General features: G+C 69.5%; 13 protein-coding genes, 1 tRNA gene and 1 other RNA gene. 11 read left to right on the forward strand and 4 right to left on the reverse strand.

Annotation, left to right across the window (positions count from 1 at the left end; all coding sequences use genetic code 11):
• Positions 1 to 77 precede the first annotated feature (77 nt).
• The 3 genes from B7K20_RS06385 (at position 78) to B7K20_RS06395 (ending at position 4,040) form a co-directional block, all read left to right on the forward strand.
• Positions 78 to 1,376 carry a glycoside hydrolase family 27 protein gene (locus B7K20_RS06385; RefSeq protein ID WP_200809034.1) on the forward strand — a complete coding sequence of 433 codons (1,299 nt, stop codon included), beginning with the start codon at positions 78 to 80 and terminating at the stop codon, positions 1,374 to 1,376.
• Complete coding sequence (locus B7K20_RS06390; RefSeq protein ID WP_084101679.1) at positions 1,373 to 2,461, forward strand: arabinan endo-1,5-alpha-L-arabinosidase; 1,089 nt, start codon at positions 1,373 to 1,375, stop codon at positions 2,459 to 2,461. Before B7K20_RS06385 ends, B7K20_RS06390 begins: the two co-directional genes overlap by 4 nt.
• 76 nt (positions 2,462 to 2,537) lie before the next feature.
• On the forward strand, positions 2,538 to 4,040 hold the full coding sequence (locus tag B7K20_RS06395) for an alpha-N-arabinofuranosidase (protein ID WP_084101681.1): 1,503 nt from the start codon (positions 2,538 to 2,540) through the stop codon (positions 4,038 to 4,040).
• Positions 4,041 to 4,163: 123 nt separating this feature from the next.
• Here B7K20_RS06395 and B7K20_RS06400 read toward each other — a convergent pair whose 3' ends face one another.
• Both B7K20_RS06400 and B7K20_RS06405 read right to left on the reverse strand, forming a co-directional pair.
• Positions 4,164 to 4,847, reverse strand: a complete 684-nt coding sequence (locus B7K20_RS06400) for a LytR C-terminal domain-containing protein (protein ID WP_159449348.1) — start codon at positions 4,845 to 4,847, stop codon at positions 4,164 to 4,166.
• A 33-nt stretch (positions 4,848 to 4,880) separates the two neighbouring features.
• Positions 4,881 to 4,968: transfer RNA gene (locus tag B7K20_RS06405), tRNA-Ser, on the reverse strand.
• An 84-nt stretch (positions 4,969 to 5,052) separates the two neighbouring features.
• On the opposite strand from B7K20_RS06405, the gene ffs reads away from it, so the two are divergent.
• The 5 genes from ffs (at position 5,053) to recR (ending at position 9,848) form a co-directional block, all read left to right on the forward strand.
• Positions 5,053 to 5,149, forward strand: an RNA gene (gene ffs / locus B7K20_RS06410) — signal recognition particle sRNA small type.
• A 175-nt stretch (positions 5,150 to 5,324) separates the two neighbouring features.
• Complete coding sequence (gene adhP / locus B7K20_RS06415; RefSeq protein ID WP_084101685.1) at positions 5,325 to 6,359, forward strand: alcohol dehydrogenase AdhP; 1,035 nt, start codon at positions 5,325 to 5,327, stop codon at positions 6,357 to 6,359.
• Positions 6,360 to 6,449: 90 nt separating this feature from the next.
• On the forward strand, positions 6,450 to 8,549 hold the full coding sequence (locus tag B7K20_RS06420) for a DNA polymerase III subunit gamma and tau (RefSeq protein ID WP_084101687.1): 2,100 nt from the start codon (positions 6,450 to 6,452) through the stop codon (positions 8,547 to 8,549).
• 30 nt (positions 8,550 to 8,579) lie between these two features.
• A complete protein-coding gene (locus B7K20_RS06425) occupies positions 8,580 to 9,203 on the forward strand; it encodes a TetR/AcrR family transcriptional regulator (RefSeq protein ID WP_084101689.1) in 624 nt (207 codons plus the stop codon).
• Positions 9,204 to 9,251: 48 nt separating this feature from the next.
• Positions 9,252 to 9,848, forward strand: a complete 597-nt coding sequence (gene recR, locus B7K20_RS06430; protein WP_084101691.1) for a recombination mediator RecR — start codon at positions 9,252 to 9,254, stop codon at positions 9,846 to 9,848.
• Positions 9,849 to 9,918: 70 nt separating this feature from the next.
• Here the strand turns inward: recR and B7K20_RS06435 are convergent, their stop codons facing one another.
• Positions 9,919 to 11,184: an ABC transporter permease gene (locus B7K20_RS06435; protein WP_084101693.1), complete on the reverse strand. Its 1,266-nt coding sequence runs from the start codon at positions 11,182 to 11,184 to the stop codon at positions 9,919 to 9,921.
• Entirely contained in the window at positions 11,181 to 12,122 is a 942-nt protein-coding gene (locus tag B7K20_RS06440; protein WP_084101694.1) for an ABC transporter ATP-binding protein, read from the reverse strand. The genes B7K20_RS06435 and B7K20_RS06440 overlap by 4 nt, the downstream gene beginning before the upstream one ends.
• A 189-nt stretch (positions 12,123 to 12,311) precedes the next feature.
• Here B7K20_RS06440 and B7K20_RS06445 point away from each other — a divergent pair, with 189 nt between their 5' ends.
• The 3 genes from B7K20_RS06445 to B7K20_RS06455 all read left to right on the forward strand — a co-directional run bounded on the left by B7K20_RS06445 (position 12,312) and on the right by B7K20_RS06455 (position 15,312).
• A complete protein-coding gene (locus B7K20_RS06445) occupies positions 12,312 to 12,851 on the forward strand; it encodes a TetR/AcrR family transcriptional regulator (RefSeq protein ID WP_084101696.1) in 540 nt (179 codons plus the stop codon).
• Between the two features lie 155 nt (positions 12,852 to 13,006).
• Entirely contained in the window at positions 13,007 to 14,278 is a 1,272-nt protein-coding gene (locus B7K20_RS06450) for an aspartate kinase (RefSeq protein ID WP_084101698.1), read from the forward strand.
• Positions 14,275 to 15,312, forward strand: a complete 1,038-nt coding sequence (locus B7K20_RS06455) for an aspartate-semialdehyde dehydrogenase (protein WP_084101700.1) — start codon at positions 14,275 to 14,277, stop codon at positions 15,310 to 15,312. Before B7K20_RS06450 ends, B7K20_RS06455 begins: the two co-directional genes overlap by 4 nt.
• Positions 15,313 to 15,329 lie beyond the last annotated feature (17 nt).

Consider the following 15,329-nt stretch of genomic DNA (forward strand, 5'->3'; position numbering starts at 1 on the left):
CGGGGTAATGTTGACGAATCGGGTGCCCTCAAGGCACCATTTTCCTTACAACGATGTAGAACGAGGATGGCTCAAGGATGCGCGCGACGACACCGCCCATGGGGTGGAACAGCTGGGACAGCTACGGCACCACGGTGACGGAAGATGAGGTGCTCGAGAACGCGCGCTTCATGGCCGAACGCATGCTGCCGCTCGGCTGGGACACCGTCGTCGTCGACATCGCGTGGTACGACCCGACGGCGCGTTCGCACGGCTATAACGCCGATGCGCCCCTCACCTTGGACGCCTTCGGTCGCCAGATGCCCGCGGTCAACCGCTTCCCGTCGGCCGCCGACGGGGCCGGCTTTGCCCCCCTCGCCGCGGCGGTGCACGCGCTCGGACTGAAGTTCGGCCTGCACATCATGCGCGGCATCCCGCGTCTCGCGGTCGACCAGGACCTTCCCATCCACGGGACCGAATGGAGCGCCGCCCAGGTCGCCGACCGTGATCACGTGTGCGCATGGAACCCCGACAACTATGGGCTGAACCACGACCACCCGGGCGCGCAGGCCTACTACGACGCCCAGGTGGCACAGTTCGCCGCATGGGGTGTGGATTTCATCAAGGCCGACGACATGCAGGCGCCCTATTACGAGCGCGAGATCGCCGCCTACGCGCTCGCGATCGAACGCTCGGGCCGCGAGATCTCGCTCTCGCTCTCCCCGGGCACCCACCTCTCGACCGCCCATATCCCCCACCTGCGCGAGCACGCCCAGATGTGGCGAGTGTCGGACGACCTGTGGGACCGCTGGGAGGACGTGCACGCACAGTTCGCCCGCATGGCACGCTGGGCCCCGTTCCAGCAGCCCGGTGGCTGGGCCGATGCTGACATGCTGCCGCTGGGGCGCATCGGCCTGCGCGCCGAGCGCGGCGAGCCTCGCGACAGCCGCCTCACCCTCGACGAGCAGCGCACCCTACTGACGTTGTGGACCATGTCTCGCTCGCCCCTCATGGTGGGCGGCGACCTGCCGTCCTCGCGAGAGGAGACACTCTCGCTGCTGACCAACCCCGCCATCACCGAGGTGCTGCAGACCTCGGTCGACGGCCGGGAAATCGTCCGCGAGCCCCTCGAGGACGGCGACGGCGAACTCATCGTCTGGGCCGCGCGCTCCGCCACCTCCGGCCGCACCTACGCCGCGGTGTTCTGGACCGGCCAGTCGGCTCACCAGGCGAGCGTCGACCTCAGCTCTATCCTCGGCATCGGCCATGCTCGCGTCGCCGCGACGGACCTGTGGCCGGGTCAGGCCACGTCGATCGAGACGAACCGTCTGGTCGCGACCGTGCCCGCTCACGGAGTCGCCTGGGTAGCGTTCGACGCCGAGGAGGCGCAGGCATGAGCGACACGACGACGGCCGATGCGCCGGCACGGCCCGTACGCCGGCGCGCCTGGATCGTGGGCGGTGTCGCGGTCGCAGTCGTCGCTGCGGGCGTCGCAGCCGTACTGATGTGGTCTCCGTGGGGCTCCGGCGAGCCCGCCGCGACCGAACTGGACATTGCCGGCGACATCGCCACCCACGACCCCGCCCTTGTGGTGGGTGACGAGGGCGAGGACTGGTACGTCTACTCGACCGGTGACGTGCGCAAGGGCCTGGGAGCCCCGCAGATTCGCCGTTCCACCGACGAGGGCGCCACGTGGGAGTACGTCGGCACCGCCTGGGACGCCCAGACCCGTCCCGAGTGGGCCTACGAGGAGGTGCCCGGCGTCGAGAACTTCTGGGCGCCCGAGCTCTACGAACACGACGGCACCTGGTATCTGTATTTCTCGGCGTCGACCTTCGGCTCCAACCGGTCGAGCATCGGCCTGATGACGTCCCCCACGCTCGACGTGGACGACCCCGAGTACGGCTGGACCGACCAGGGCCGTGTGTGGGGCTCGGACCCCGCCACCACCAACTACAACGCGATCGATCCGGGCATCGTCGAGGATGCCGACGGCACCCCGTGGATGGCTTTCGGCTCCTTCTGGGGCGGCATCCAGATGATCGAGCTCGAGTGGCCCTCGGGGCTCGCCGCCGCGGACGCCGAGCCGGTCACGCTCGCCACCCGGAACAACGCCCTCAATGCGATCGAGGCGCCCTACGTGGTCGCCCGCGACGGCTGGTTCTACCTGTTCGTCTCGCGCGACAAGTGCTGCTCGGGAGTCGACTCGACATACTCGATCGCGGTGGGCCGCTCCGAGAACGTCACCGGTCCCTACCTCGACTCGTGGGGCAACGACATGCGCTTTAACGGCGGCGACGAACTGCTGAGCACCCGTGGCGACATGGTGGGCCCTGGCGGCCAGTCCGTGTCGCAGGGCTACCTGGGACTTCACTACTACGATGCGTCCAACGGCGGGCAGTTCCGTCTGGACATTCGCGAGCTCGGCTGGACCGACGACGGCTGGCCGGTCGCATGGACCGAGGAGGAACTGGCCGGCTGACGCCGGCCCGCGTCCAGACACGCGCGCTACCCGCACCACCTGCCGCATCGCCGCGGCACCCACGCAAGGAGTTTCAATGGCGACCATCACCCTGCATCCCGACTTCCGCATCGGCCCCGTGGACCGGCGCGTGTTCGGTTCCTTCGTCGAGCACCTAGGACGCTGCGTCTACACGGGCGTGTACGAGCCCGGTCACGACAGCGCCGACGAGTTCGGCTTCCGCGGCGACGTCGCGGAGTTGACCAAGGAGCTGGGCGTCACGCTCGTGCGCTATCCGGGCGGCAACTTCGTGTCCAACTACGTGTGGGAGGACGCGGTGGGCCCGGTCGAGGACCGTAAGCCCTTCCTCGACCTCGCCTGGCGCACCGTCGAGCCGAACCTGGTGGGCACCGACGAGTTCCTGCAGTACTGCGAGCGTCAGGGCCTCGAGCCCATGATGGCCGTCAACCTCGGCACCCGCGGGGTCGCGGAGGCCGTCGCGCTGCTCGAGTATTGCAACGGTGAGGCCGGCACCAAGTGGGCCGATATGCGCATCGCGAACGGCCGCGAGAAGCCCTACGGCGTCAAGCTGTGGTGCCTGGGCAACGAGATGGACGGGCCGTGGCAGATTGGCCACAAGGACGCCCACGAGTACGGCAAGCTCGCCGCCGAGGCTGGCAAGGCCATGCGCCTGACCGACCCGAGCATCGAGCTCGTGGCGTGTGGTTCGTCGTCCATGCAGATGGACACCTTCGGGGCATGGGAGCGCACCGTGCTGTCCTACACGTACGACATCGTCGACCACATCTCCATGCACGCCTATTACGAGGAGGTCGACGGGGACCGCGCGTCCTTCTTGGGCTCGGGCACCGCGATGGAGCGCTTCGTTGAGCGCGTGGTCGCCTCGGCCGACGCCGTCGGGGCCGAGAAGCGCTCGGACAAGCGCATCACCATCTCGTTCGACGAGTGGAACGTCTGGTACCTCACCACACGCTTCCCTGGCGAGACCAATCTGCCCATCCAACGCGACGCGCCGCGCATCATCGAGGACCGCTACTCCGGGCTGGATGCCGTCGTCGTGGGTGACCTCATCACGACGTTGTTGCGACACACGGACCGCATCGCGATCGGCTGCCTCGCGCAGCTGGTCAACGTGATCGCTCCGATCATGACCGACCCCGCCGGGGCCGCGTGGCGCCAGACCACCTTCCACCCCTTTGCCGAGGCCGCGCGCTTGGCCACCGGTGAGGCACTCCAGGTCCAGGTCGACGCCGAGTCGATGGCCACCGCCAAGCACGGCGACGTCCCCACCGTCACGGCAGCGGCGACCGTCGACCCCGCCACCGGCAAGCTGGCCCTGTTCGTGACCAACCGCTCCGACGCCGAGCAGACCGTGACGCTGCGCCACCCCGGCGCAACGGCCCGCATCGATGGCGGTACCGCCGTGCTGGCGGACTTCGAGGGCGCCCGCGAGACCCAGGAGCACGCCGAGGCCTACGCCCCGGTCGACGCCCTGCCGGTCGAGCACGGTGACGGCACCATCACGCTCCGCCTCGCGCCGGAGTCGTGGACAGCGTTCCACGGGACGATGGAGTCCTGAACCTCTCCTCCAGGGGCTCCATCGCCGCCGCGGACGGCACAAAGGACGCGGGGATCTGCCGACGGGCAGGTCCCCGCGTTCGTGCGTCTGCCTTGCACACGGCCGATGCCGTGGCCGGGCTGGCTACTCGCCGTCGCCCTCGGGCTCAGCGGAGGGCTCGGCCGACGGCTCCGCCGTCGCCAGTGGATTCTCCGGCAACACGTTAGGGGCCGGGCGTGCGCGCACGAGGTTGACCGGCAGGCATTCCGCGCCGGCCGACAACGGCAATTCCATGTCCAGCTCGGGCGACAAGGCGTCGCGCAGGCCCTGGTTCTCCACGTAGGCGTCACCCAGGATGAGGTCGACGGTGATGTCTTCGCGGTTGTCGAGGACCAGGTCGACCGTGGATCCCTCGGGCGCCTCAAACTGCGTCGCGAGCGTGTACGCCTGCTGCACACCCTGCTCGCCGAACAGAATCTGCACGTAGTCGTCGTAGCCGCGCGCCCAGTTGGTCGAGCCGCTGATGAGGAAGCCACGCGCCTCGAGCGCCGTGGCCGTGGTCCCGGCCAGCCCCGACTCCTCGGTGCCGTTGTTGACCCTCACCACCACCTCCTCGTACGGCAGCGGCAGGGCGCCATCGGGAGGACACACGAGAGTGGTGTCGGACTGGAACTCGCTCGCTGGCGTCGTGAAGGACGAGGCGAAGGGACCCTCGGCATCGCCACGCACCACGGCGGCAGCCGCGACGGCTACAGCGGCGAGGACGATGGCCAGCACGCCAAAGACGATGATCTGGCGCTCGCGGCGCCTGCGTCGCGCTACTGACACGTAGGTCCCACCTCGCACAGGGCTAGAACTTCTTGGCGGAGGATAGGGGATTCGAACCCCTGAGGGCTTGCACCCAACACGCTTTCCAAGCGTGCGCCATAGGCCACTAGGCGAATCCTCCAGGCGCGTAGATGTTACCCGAGCCGCGGCCGATCTCCTAACCGCCGCCCGGCCACGGGACGCGCCCTATGCCGTTACACTGGTCGGCGACCCCTCACGTGGCGATATCTCGCCCAACTCCCCCAGGGCAGGAATGCAGCAAGGGTAAGCGGGCTCTGTCGGGTGCGTGGGGGGTCCTGTCATGCCCGGGCGAGTGCCGCATCGGCCGCCCGGAAGCCGCGCTGAGCCGACTGTGACCGAGGTCACCCGCGCGCCCCACATGAACGGGGACTTTCTTCCCGAGCGCCGCGCGGATCGCCGTCCTACCGTGAAATCAGGCAGTCAAAGACGGCTGCGATTCACTGGAAGGAAACCATCATGGCTGATACGTTCCGCGCTGCGGTAGTCCGTAGCTTCGATGCCCCTCTCGACGTCAGTGACGTCGAACTGCCCACCCCCGGCCCCCTCGAGGCGCTGGTGAAGGTGCTCTACTCCGGCGTGTGCCACACGGACCTGCACGCCGCCGAAGGCGACTGGCCCGTGAAGCCCTCTCCCCCGTTCATTCCCGGCCACGAAGGCGTCGGCACCGTCGTCGCCGTCGGCGAGGACGTCACCCGCGTGAAGGTCGGCGACACCGTCGGCAACGCGTGGCTGTGGAGCGCGTGTGGCGAGTGCGAGTTCTGCGAGTCGGGCTGGGAGACCCTGTGCCTCAGCCAGAAGAACGGCGGCTACGCCGTCGATGGCTCGTTCGGCCAGTACATGCTGGTCGACTCGCGTTACGCCCCGATCCTGCCGGAAGGCGTGGACCTCGCGGCCGCCGCACCTATTCTCTGTGCCGGTGTCACCGTGTACAAGGGCCTCAAGCAGACCGACACCAAGCCGGGTGACTGGGTGCTCATCTCGGGCATCGGTGGCCTGGGCCACATCGCGGTGCAGTACGCCGTCGCGATGGGGCGCCGCGTGGTCGCGGTCGACGTCGATGACGCCAAGCTTGAGCTCGCCAAGAAGCACGGTGCCGAGGTGGTCGTGAACGCCGCGACCGTCGAGGACGCCGCTGCGACCATTGCGGAGGCGACCGGTGGCGGCGTTCACGGCGCGCTCGTCACCGCCGTGAACGGCAAGGCGTTCCCGCAGGCGGTCAGCTCGCTGCGCCGCGGCGGCACCGTCTCGCTCGTGGGCCTGCCGCCCGAGCAGTTCCCGCTCGACATCTTCTCGGTGGTGCTCAACGGCTGGACCGTGCGCGGTTCGATCGTGGGTACGCGTCGCGACATGGAAGAGGCCATCGACTTCTTCGCCCGCGGCAAGGTCACTCCCACCTACGCTGTCGAGCCGCTCGACAACATCAACGACATTTTCTCGCGCATGCACGCCGGCAAGATTGACGGCCGCATCGTCATGGACATGGGGCACTAACCCTCACCCCAGCAGCAACGCATCGGCCCTCCGCAGCGACCCTGTGGAGGGCCGATGCGCGTGTCACCGGGGGCGGTTAGGCTCGGTCCCGTGAGCCAAGCCCTGTATCGCCGCTACCGCCCCGACTCGTTCGCCGACGTCGTGGGCCAGGAGCATGTCACCACGCCCCTGATGCAGGCGCTGCGCGCCGACAAGGTCAACCACGCCTACCTGTTCTCCGGACCGCGCGGCTGCGGCAAGACCACCTCGGCCCGCATCCTGGCGCGCTGCCTGAATTGCGCCGAGGGCCCCACCGACACCCCGTGCGGCACGTGCGAGTCCTGCGTGGAACTCGCGCGCGGCGGCTCCGGCTCGGTCGACGTCGTCGAGATCGACGCCGCCAGCCACAACGGTGTGGACGACGCGCGCGAGCTGCGCGAGCGCGCGGCCTTCGCGCCCGCGCGCGACCGCTACAAGATCTTCATCCTCGACGAGGCGCACATGGTGACGCCGCAGGGATTCAACGCGCTGCTCAAGCTCGTCGAGGAGCCGCCGCCTCACATCCGCTTCATCTTCGCGACCACGGAGCCGGACAAGGTCATCGGCACCATCCGCTCGCGCACTCACCACTACCCGTTCCGCCTGGTGCCGCCCTCGGTGCTGACCGACTACCTCGCGCAGCTGTGCGAGGCGGAGTCGGTGACGGTCGCGGCCGGGGTGCTCGACCTCGTGGTGCGCGCGGGCGGCGGGTCCGTCCGCGACACCCTGTCCGTGCTCGACCAGCTCATTGCCGGCTCCGACGAGGGCGGCGTGACGTACGACCGCGCGATCGCCCTGCTGGGCTTCACCGACGCCACCTTGCTCGATGACGCCGTCGACGCCATCGCGGCGGCGGACGGCGCCTCCCTGTTCGACGTGGTGGGCCGCGTCATCCAGACCGGGCACGAGCCCCGCCGCTTTGTCGAGGACCTGCTCGAGCGCGTCCGCGATCTCCTGGTGATCGCGGCCTCGGGCGCGGCCGGGGCCCAGGCCCTGGGCGAGGTGCCCGCGGACCAGCTCGAGCGCATGACCGACCAGGCGCGGCGCCTGGGACTGGCGCGCGCCTCGCGCGCGGGCGACCTCATCAACGACGCACTCACGCACATGGTGGGGGCCACCTCGCCCCGCCTGCACCTCGAGCTGCTGTGCGCGCGCCTGCTCGCGGCGGACACCGCCCCGGCGGGGACAGCGGCGGCGCCACCCTCCGGGGCCGCTCAGCACGTCCCTGCTCCTTCGGCACCCGCGTCGACCTCGTCCGCACCCGCGGCCGGAGGGTCGGATGCCCGCTCCGCCATCCAGGCTGCCAAGGACGCCATGGCGGCCGCCCGCGCGGGCGCAGGGTCTGCTGGGGCGGCTCCCTCCACACCCGCGCCGCGACCGGAACCCTCAGCCCCGGCGGAGCCGCCCGCCTCCGAGCCCTCGCGCGGACCAGCGCCATGGGAGGAGCCAGAGGAGATCGAGCCTCCGCTGACCGCGAGCGCCGCGGCGGCCAACGCGGCGGCGGCTCGCACCGCAGCACCCACGTCGTCGCCGGAAGCCTCCGCCGCGCCCGCGCCCGCGCCTGGGCCCGCGCCTGAGCCCGAGCCTGAGCCCGACTGGGGCGCACCCTCGGCACACACCCGCGCACCGGCTCCGACCGAGCCGGCCGCGCCACAGGCCCCCGCGACCGACACGGTTCCCGCCGCCTCCGCAGGGGGTGCCGGGGACGCCGAACTGCTGCGACGGCGCTGGAGCGAGGTGCTCGGCACGCTCGAACGCCGCCGCGTGACGTGGTCCATGGTGAGCCAAAGCGCCCAGGTGGCCTCCGTCGAGGGCGGCGTCCTCACGCTGGCCTTCGACAACTCCGCCCTCGCCGGGCGCTTCACGGGATCGTCGCACGCGGAAAACGTCGCCCTTGCCGTGCGCGAGACGCTGGGCCTCCAACTCAGGGTCGAGGCCACCACCGGGCCCGTCGCGCCGTCGGCTCGCGCGGCGATGCCGGCCGCTGGTGCGGCCGCCGGCGCGGTCGCGGGTGCTGCCGCGACCATGAGCGCTCCCGCCTACGACGAGGTGCCGCCAGAGCCCGACGAGGAGGAAGTCATCTCCGCCGACGACGCGCAGGCACCCGACTCCCAGCTCACCGGCGCGGACGTCGTCGCGCAGATGCTCGGCGGCACCATCATCGAGCCCTGAGTGCCCCCGCTCGGCTGATAGATTCGCGCCATGACGGCGCAGACGGATGGAACGGTCCAACGACCCCCGTCCAAGTTTCAGGTCCGGCGCGAGAAGACCCGCGCGGACCTGCTGGCGCTCGGCATCGAGCGCTTTCCGGTGAAGGGCTACGCGGGCACGTCGATTGAGGATGTGGTGCGCGACTCGGGGTACACGCGCGGAGCCTTCTACTTCCACTTCGACTCCAAGGAAGAGTTCTTCCTGGAGGTGCTGCGCGCCCGGCGTGATTGCAGAGGCCAGTGGTGGACCGTCGTCGAGGCCGCGGCGCCCACGTCGCTGCTGTCCGCGCTCGCCGCCGCACAGGCCGAGTTCGCGCGCACCGACCCGGCCGGCGAACGCTGGACCATGCTGATCGCCGAGTTCACCAACGCGAACCGCGACAACGACGCCCTCATGAGGCCGCTGCGAACCCTGCACCTGGAGTGGTGCGAGGAGCTCTCGTGGCTCCTTACTTACACCCAGGAGCACGGGTGGTGCCGCACGGACCGCTCAGCGATGGCGCTTGCCCAGGACCTCCTCGCCATCACCACCGGCTACGGCGTTTCCTTCGAGTTGTACGGGCTGATTCCCGACGGGCTCATGGACGTCTACACGCGCCTGCTCGAGCCACGCTGACGCGCGCCTGGTCGGACCATGTCGCCGCCCGCGCCTACGCTTAACCCCATGTATGACGGCGCGGTGCAGGATCTGATCGACGAGCTGGGACATCTTCCCGGCGTGGGCCCCAAGAGCGCCCAGCGCATCGCCTTCCACCTGCTCGCCGCGGACCCCACCGACGTGCGCCGTCTGGCCGACGCCATCACCACCGTCAAGGAGAAGGTGCGCTTCTGCGACACCTGCGGCAATGTCGCCGAATCCGAGCAGTGCCGCATCTGCGCCGACCCGCGTCGCGCCGAGGACGTGCTGTGTGTGGTCGAGGAGCCCAAGGACGTGGTCGTCATCGAACGCACCCGCGAGTACCGGGGCCGCTACCACGTGCTCGGCGGCGCCATCGATCCCATGAACGGCGTGGGGCCCGACGACCTGCGCATCCGCGAGCTCCTCACGCGCCTGGGCGACGGCAAGATCGAGGAGGTCATCATCGCGACCGACCCCAACATCGAGGGCGAGGCCACCGCGACGTACCTCACGCGCATGCTGTCGCCCATGGGCGTGACCGTCTCACGCCTGGCCTCCGGCCTGCCGGTGGGAGGCGACCTCGAGTACGCGGACGAGGTCACGCTGGGGCGCGCCTTCGAGGGCCGCCGCACGGTTTCTTAACGACGCCGCCTCCCGGCCCGGCCGTAGCATCGGCCGCCCGTCAATACAGACGGCCGATGCCATGGCTGGCTTAAGCGACGCGCGTTCCCGAGCGCAGCTTCTTGTAGGGCACGCGCAGGCGCCTCACGACGATGAGCATCGAGCCGGCGAGCAGCACGGCCTGGACCGCGAGGCCGAGCCACGGCGCACGCGGGAGGTTGGCGAGCTCCTGCTGGTACGCGTCCCATTCGGCCTGATCGGCCTCCCACTGCGCTTCTTGCTCCTCGGGTGTGAGCTCCTCGTCCGAGGCGTCAGACGCGGTCGTGCCGAAGAGTTGCTCGCACTCGTTGTAGGGCTCGTAGTCGATCTCGTCGTCCTGCGGCCCTAGGCGCGCGCTGGAGACCATGCTGTGCATCTGGGCAAAGACGCCGGGTTGTGCGCGTCCATCCTCTCGCCAGGTCTCGGGATCGACGATGGGGGCGGTCTCACCGATGGTCACGACGGGGTTGGCGAGCAGCAGCCATGCGATGCGGTCGGTGTGGGTGACGCCGGTGGTCCACTCGTTCTCGATGCACTGGTAGTCGGCGGGGTCCAGCTCGGAGAAGTCTCCAGACATATACGCCTCGTCGAGCGCGTCCTCCTCCTCGGCGCTGAGAGCTCCCCAGTCGATGTAGTACTCGGTCACCGTCTTGGTGTCGGTGACGAGGGTGCCCGCCACCGCAAACAGCACGAGCGTTCCCACGGCGAAGAAGCCCGTGGTGAGGTGCGCGAGCGAGACCGAGGCCACCGCACGGGCGGCGATCGACGACCATGCGAGGCCCACTGCCGTGAACGCGAGCACCATGAACAGGATCGCGCCCAGGGTGATCGCCAGCTCGTCCAGGTGCCAGCCCGACTTCGTAAACGCGTAGACGAGGAACGGCGACAGCGCCAACAACGCGATCACCGAGACGAGCCAGGAGGCGATGAGCTTGCCGAACGCAATGTCGCCCGCGGTCAGGTGCGACATCTGCAGCGGCGCGAGGACTCCCTCGCCCGAGTCGCCGTTGATGGACGTCGCCGACAGCGACGGCGCGATCAGCATGCCGACGCCGAGCACCATGATCAGGACCAGCTCGAGATTGGTCGATGACAGGTCGGAGGTCGACAGCACCGCCGCGAGGATGCAGATGCCGATGACGGCGGCGAAGAGGATGCCGTAGAGGATGTAGCCCTTGGTGCTGGGCCGGCGCCGGCGCAGCTCGATCGACGTCATGAGCGCCACACCGCGCAGCGTGGGATGCCACGGGTTGCCGCGGCGTGCGGGCGGGTGAACGGTGGAGTCCTGGGGCGGTGCCACCACGGGTGTGTCGGTCATCGTCGCTCCTCGTTCATCGCCATGTATGTCTGTTCCAGCGCGCTTCCGACCGGGCCGAACCGGTACACGCGCACCCCCTGATTCACCATCCACGCGAGCGCCTCGGCGGCCTTCTCTTCACCGTCAATGCTGAGGATCGCGCCGGTGCCCGAGGGCTCCGCTGCGATGCCGAAGCGGGCAAGGACCTCGAGCAGGTTGTCGCGGTCGAGCGCGTCCACGCGGTAGCGCGTACGGGCGTGGGCGACCATGGTGGCGGCCTCGTCGCCCAGGGTGCGGCCCTTCGACATGAAGACGGCGTCGTCGACCATCTCGTCGAGCTCGGCGAGCACGTGGCTCGAGATCAACACCGCACGGCCCTCCGCCGCGAGTTCGCGGACCAGGTCGCGCAACTCGACACGGGAGCGGGGGTCAAGCCCGTTGGCGGGCTCGTCCAAGAGCAGCACCTGCGGGTCGTGAACCAGGGCGCGCGCCAGCGAGAGCCGCTGCTTCTGACCTCGCGACAGCACCCGCGAGGGGCGGTCGGCAAACTCCTCGAGGTGGACGCGGGTGAGCAGCTGAGCACCACGCTCGCGGGCGGCCTCCTTGGGGATGCGGTAGGCGCGGCCCATGAGCGTGAGCGTCTGCAGGCAGGTCATGTTGTCCCACGAGCCCAGCTGGTCGGGCATCCAGCCGATCGCGGCGCGCACCGCCGCGGCGTCCGTCTTGGGGTCGTGCCCCGCGATGGCGATGTCCCCGTGGTGTGGCCTGAGCAGGCCGGACAGCATGAGCATCAGGGTCGTTTTGCCGCAGCCATTGGGCCCGATCAGCGCGGTCACCGAGCCGGCCGGCACGGTGAGCGTCGCATCCTCGACGGCACGTACCGAGCCGAAGCTGCGTGCCACCCCCCTGGCGACGATGGCCTCGCGCACGCCGGCGGAGGCCTCGATCGTGGTCGTCATCTCACTCCCTCGTGTGGTCGCGGCGCCGAATGCGCGGCGAGCCACCTTCACTCTGGCACCCGCATCGCTTGAAAGACATGAGGTAATCCCCCGATCTTTGGGCGTGTCGGCTCAGGGGGGAGGGCAGGGCAGCGGGATAGTGAGTGAACCGACTGCTTAACGCGTTAACTATCGGCGAGGAGACCGCCCATGCCCCGTCCTGCCACCAACAAGCGTGAACGCCTCACCGCCGCCGCGATCCATATGGCGCGCGAGAGCGGGCTCGAATCCGCCACCATCGCGGCGATCGCCGCCGCGGCGGAAGTCCCTGCTGGCAGCGTGTACTACTACTTCAAGACGAAGGACGACGTGGCGGCGGCCGTCGCCGACGGCATCGCGGCGGTGCTCGCAGACGGGCGCGAGGGCCTGGACAGCGCAGACGACCGCGCGGCCCTCACGGGCTTTCTGCGCGCCTACCTCGACGACAGCACCGCCGTCGTCAGTTACGGCACCCTGCTCTCGACGGCGGCGACCGTCGGCGGGGCCGATGCACATCGCGAGGCGCTCGGATGGCTCACCTCCCGTTTTGCGGGCCTGGGTTTCGCGGACGGTGCCGCCCGAGCACGCGCGCTGCACCTGTTGGCGGGCGTCGAGGGCGGGGCCGCGCTCGCTCACGCGCTGGGCGAGGCCGAGCCCCTCGAGCGCGAGGTGGCCCACCTGGAAAGGTGGGTGGCGAACGCGGGCGGCTGACGCATCGGCCGTCATCGGAACCGCGAACCCGACGTGTCCACATAGTGGACACCTCTGTCCACCCCTCGAATAGGCGTACGGGCGTCCGTTCACTAGAATGAGGAGCCGTGCCCGGTGCCGGGCGCTCCAACCGTCGCTTTTCCGGGAGTTCCCGCATGCCACTCGTGGTGCAAAAGTACGGAGGCTCCTCAGTCTCCGATGCCGAGGCGATTCAGCGCGTCGCGCGCCGGATCGTCGAGACGAGGCGCGCCGGCAACGACGTCGTCGTCGCCGTCAGCGCGATGGGCGACACGACGGACGAGCTCATCGACCTCGCCAACGCGGTCACGTCCGACCCCGCGCCGCGCGAGATGGACATTCTCCTGACGGCCGGCGAGCGCATCTCGATGGCGCTGCTCGCGATGGCCATCCGTGAGCTCGGCGTGGGCGCCCAGGCGTTCACCGGCCCGCAGGCCGGCGTCATCACCACCGAGCATCACGGCCGCGCGCGCATCATCGACGTCGCCCCCGGGCGCCTGCAGAAGGCGGTCGCCGACGGAGATGTGGCGATCGTCGCGGGCTTCCAGGGACTGCACCCCGAGACCCAGGACGTGACCACGCTGGGCCGCGGAGGATCGGACACCACCGCCGTCGCGCTGGCCGCCGCCTTGCAGGCCGATGTGTGCGAGATCTATACGGACGTCGACGGCGTGTTCACCGCCGACCCCCGTATCGTCCCCAGCGCACGCAAGCTCGACCGCGTCTCCTACGAGGAGATGCTCGACCTTGCCGCCTCCGGTGCCAAGGTGCTCATGCCGCGCTGCGTCGAGTACGCGCGCCGCTTTGATGTGCCGATCCACGTGCGCTCCTCGTTCTCGGGTCTTGAAGGAACCTGGGTCACGGGCGACACTCAAGAAGGAGAAGACATGGAAGACCCGATCATCGCCGGCGTCGCGCACGACCGCTCCGAGGCCAAGATCACGGTCATCGGCGTTCCCGACGTGCCCGGCTCCGCCGCACGCCTCTTCGAGGCGGTCGCGAAGTCCGACGTCAACATCGACATGATTGTCCAGAACGTCTCGGCCGTCGTGACCGGGTACACGGACATCTCCTTCACGCTGCCGGCCGACTCGGTGCCGCGCGCGATCGAGTCGATCGAGTCCGACCACGACGCGATCGGCTACAAGGAACTGCGCACCGACGACACGATCGGCAAGATCTCACTCGTGGGCGCGGGCATGCGCGCCAACTCCGGAGTCTCGGCACGCTTCTTCTCCGCCCTGCGCGACGCGGGTGTCAACATCGAGATGATCTCGACGTCCGACATTCGCATCTCGGTCGTGACCCGCGCCGAGAAGCTCGACGACGCCGTGCGCGCTGTGCACACCGCATTTGACCTGGACATCGAGGGCGGCGAGGCCGTCGTGTACGGAGGGACCGGACGATGACACTGACTGTTGCTGTGGTCGGCGCGACCGGCCAGGTCGGGACCGTCATGCGCGAACTGGTGGCGTCGCGCTTCCCTGACGCGACGGTGCGCTTCTTCGCCTCCTCGCGCTCGGCGGGCAAGGTGCTGCCTCACCTCGACGGCGAGATCACCGTCGAGGACATCGCCTCGGGTGACTACGCGGGAATCGACATCGCCATCTTCTCGGCAGGCGGAGGACCGTCGAAGGAGTTCGCACCCCAGTTCGCCGCTGCGGGCGCGATCGTCGTGGACAACTCGAGCGCCTGGCGTCAGGACCCCGAGGTGCCGCTGGTGGTCTCGGAGGTGAACCCCGAGGCGCTGAATGACATCCCCAAGGGCATTGTCGCGAACCCCAACTGCACCACGATGGCGGCCATGCCGACCCTCAAGGCCCTCCACGAGGAGGCCGGTCTCAAGCGCCTCATCGTGTCGACCTACCAGGCCGTGTCCGGCTCCGGTGTGGCCGGCGTCGCGGAACTCGCGACGCAGGCGCGCGCGGTGATCGACGACGCCGAAAAGCTCGCTCTCAACGGCGATGCCGCCGAGTTCCCCGAGCCCGGCGTCTACGTCGAGCCCATCGCCTTCAACGTGCTGCCCTTCGCGGGTGACCTGGTGGGCGACGACTCGAACGAGACCGTCGAGGAACGCAAGCTGATCGACGAGTCGCGCAAGATCCTGGGCCTTCCCGAGCTGCGCGTCTCCGGCACCTGCGTGCGCGTGCCCGTGTTCTCGGGCCACTCGCTGTCGGTCAACGCGGAGTTCGAGCGCCCGCTGTCCCCTGCGCGGGCGTACGAGATCCTGGCGGCCGCCCCCGGCGTGGTCGTCGAGGAGATCCCCACACCGCTCAAGGGCGCCGGGCAGGACCCGACCTACGTGGGTCGCATCCGCCAGGACACCGGCGTGGACGATGGCCGCGGCCTCGCGCTGTTCATCGTGGGCGACAACCTGCGCAAGGGCGCCGCACTCAACGCGATTCAGGTGGCGGAGCTCGTCGCGGCGAAGATCTCGGCCTGACGCGTCCGCTCCGCACC

This window comes from Demequina sp. NBRC 110051, from assembly GCF_002090055.1.
Lineage (GTDB): Bacteria > Actinomycetota > Actinomycetes > Actinomycetales > Demequinaceae > Demequina.